3 protein-coding genes and 1 pseudogene are annotated in these 3006 nt (G+C 32.8%); all 4 read left to right on the top strand.

The features are described 5' to 3' along the window. Positions 1-146 precede the first annotated feature (146 nt). A complete protein-coding gene (locus tag F6K13_RS26040; protein ID WP_161564931.1) occupies positions 147-296 on the top strand; it encodes a hypothetical protein in 150 nt (49 codons plus the stop codon). A 198-nt stretch (positions 297-494) separates the two neighbouring features. After that, positions 495-1688, top strand: a complete 1194-nt coding sequence (locus F6K13_RS26035; RefSeq protein WP_287288855.1) for a 5'-3' exonuclease H3TH domain-containing protein — start codon at positions 495-497, stop codon at positions 1686-1688. Between the two features lie 9 nt (positions 1689-1697). Next, positions 1698-2072: pseudogene (locus F6K13_RS35890) on the top strand (DNA polymerase I); the annotation flags it as partial. Positions 2073-2219: 147 nt separating this feature from the next. After that, on the top strand, positions 2220-3006 hold a 787-nt coding region (locus tag F6K13_RS35885; RefSeq protein WP_375340683.1), incomplete at its 3' end, for a DNA polymerase.

Raw genomic sequence — 3006 nt, 5'->3', positions numbered from 1 at the left:
GCAATGCTGAAAAATTGCTTAGGCAATATATAGAGTTAAACTGCCTCAGGTAGGTTGGATGTAAGATTAAACAAAGTAGGCCATATCCAGATTTTTTTCAAGCTAAACAAGCTAGGATAGTCAAAACAGTTAGTGGTTATTATTTGATGATTAGTTTTACTTCATCAGAGTTAGTATCAGAGAATCCAGTAGGCAAAAAGTGGTTAGGAATAGACGCAGATATACAGATTTTTGTAGCTACTTCAACTGGAAAGTTAATCAAATCTCCTAAGTTTTTATTAAGTAAACTGCGGTAGGGGCAAATGGGCATTCGCCCCGACAATTGCTGCAAAGAAGGCTTAAGAAAAAAAATAAGGGGTCAAATAATTGGTTAAAACTTCTAGAAATAAATTTTTAACAATAAAAGCATTAAAACAACGTAATTTAGATTTATCTTATTAGCTAGTATAAACTACCCGCTAAAATAAAGAGATATCTCAAAATATCAATATCAAATGTCTGCAAACTTTCCCACTGCCGTTTTGATTGACGGCCATTCTCTCGCCTTTCGTTCCTACTATGCTTTTGGCAAAAGTCGTAGTGGGGGCTTAAAAACTTCTACAGGCATTCCCACCAGTGTTTGTTTTGGTTTTCTGAAGTCTTTGTTGGAAGTTATGGAGACTCAAAAACCAGAATATTTAGCGATCGCTTTTGATTTAGGAAAACCTACGTTTCGCCACGAAGCTGACAAAAACTATAAAGCAGATCGAGCAGAAGCGCCTGAAGATTTAATTGTTGATGTGGAAAATTTGCAAGAGATTTTAGGTGCTTTTAATATACCTATAATTACTGCTGCTGGTTATGAAGCGGATGATGTATTAGGAGCTTTAGCGCAAAAAGCTAGTACTGCTGGTTTTCGGGTAAAAATTCTTTCGGGCGACCAAGATTTATTTCAATTAATAGATGTGGAAAAAGGTATTAGTGTTTTACATTTAGCAGCAGGTAAAGGTAGCACTCCTCAAGAGTTTGGTCCTGAAGAAGTTAAGGAAAAATTGGGTATTTTACCGACTCAAGTTGTTGATTATAAAGCTCTTTGTGGAGATGCTTCTGATAATATTTCTGGTGTTAGGGGTATTGGGAAAAAAACGGCAGTTAAGTTGTTGAATGAATATGGTTCTTTAGCGGAAATTTATAGTTCTCTGAATAAAATTAAAGGAGCAAATCAGAAAAAACTTGAAGAGGGAAAAGTTGAGGCAGAGCATTCTCAGTTTATGGCAAGAATTGAAGTAAATGTTCCAATAGATATTGAGATGGAAGATTTGCAGCTCAAAAAAATCTCTCGCTCAGAAATTGAGCCTATTTTGCAAAAGTTTGAATTACAACATTTCTTAAATCAAATCCCTTATTTAGAACAACAGTTTAGTGGGTTGGCGGGAATTCAAGTTTTGCCAGAAGAGTCGGAAAATAAACAAGAAGAAAAATCAGACAATATTTTGGTTGAGGAAGAGAATGATGATTGGTTTTTTAGTACAGAAGATACAAAGGCAGCTCAACAACAAATAACAATAAAATCAGAAATAAAACCTCAAATTATTGATACTCCAGAAAAGTTAAATCAGTTAGTAAATATTTTAAAAGAACAGAAAAATCATGAGACTCCCGTAGCATGGGATACGGAAACTACATCTTTAGAACCACGAGATGCATAGTTAGTTGGTATTGGTTGTTGTTGGGGAAAAAATATAGAAGATATTGCTTATATTCCCACCGGACATAAAGTAGGAAAAAATCTAGATAAAGGAAAAGTATTAGAGGCTTTAAAACCAATTTTAGAAGGTTCTGATTATCCGAAAGTATTTCAAAATGCCAAATTTGATAGATTAGTTTTTCGCTGTCAAGGAATTAAATTAGCTGGAGTTGTTTTTGACACAATGTTGGCAAGTTATGTATTAAATCCTGGAGCAAAACATAGTCTGGAAGAAATATATATTAGACATCTGAGAACTGCTGGAATAAATTTAAAAAGTTATGATGATGTAGTCTCGAAAAATCAAACTATTGCTGACTTAGATATTCTCAAAGTTACTCACTATTGTGGAACTCAAGTTTTTGTAACATTTCAGTTAGTAGAAAAATTAAGAACAGAATTAGAAAAAGCTGATGAAAATAAACCTCCTGAGAAATCTTTGTACAAATTATTAGTAGATGTAGAACAACCATTAGAATCCGTTTTAGCAGAAATGGAATATCTGGGAATTAAGATTGATATTGAATATCTCAAGAAATTCTCAGTCCAACTGAAAAAAGATTTAGAAGTAATTGAAAAAAGAGCTTTTGAAACTGTAGATAATCGAATTTTACAGGAATATCTCATAACAGAAATTCAAAATATAGAGACTGACTCATTCACTAATCAACAAGAATTAAAAAAAGCAATATCTAGCCCCATACTAAAAGCATATATTACCAAATTATCAAAAGAGCAAAGACAGAAATCAGAAATAATTGAAAGCCAAATCAATCGAGCAGAAACAAGTGATTTTTTAAACCTTAACTCACCATCTCAATTAAGCGAACTACTATTTAATATACTAAATCAAAATCAGAAAAAATCTCGGAAAATTAAGACTGGTTACTCTACAGATGTAGTTGTCTTAGAAAAATTACAAGAAGAAAGTCAACATCATCTCATCATTGATGAAATATTAAATCACCGAACCTTATATAAACTCTTTTCTACCTATGTCGAAGCCATACCAAAATTAGTTCGTACAGATACTCAGAGAGTTCATACAAATTTTAATCAAACTCAAACAGATACAGGACGTTTATCTTCCTCCGAACCAAACTTACAAAATATTCCCATTGGTACAGAATTTTCTAGGCAAATTCGTCAGGCATTTATCCCCAAAAAAGATTGGTTATTAGTCGCCGCAGATTATTCACAAATTGAATTAAGAATATTAGCTCACTTGAGTCAAGAACCAGTATTAATAGAAGCTTATCAAAATAATCAAGATGTACATA

It is taken from the genome of Okeania sp. SIO2B9, from assembly GCF_010672505.1.
Classification (GTDB): domain Bacteria; phylum Cyanobacteriota; class Cyanobacteriia; order Cyanobacteriales; family Microcoleaceae; genus Okeania; species Okeania hirsuta.
This window is presented reverse-complemented; position numbering and strand designations above follow the sequence as displayed.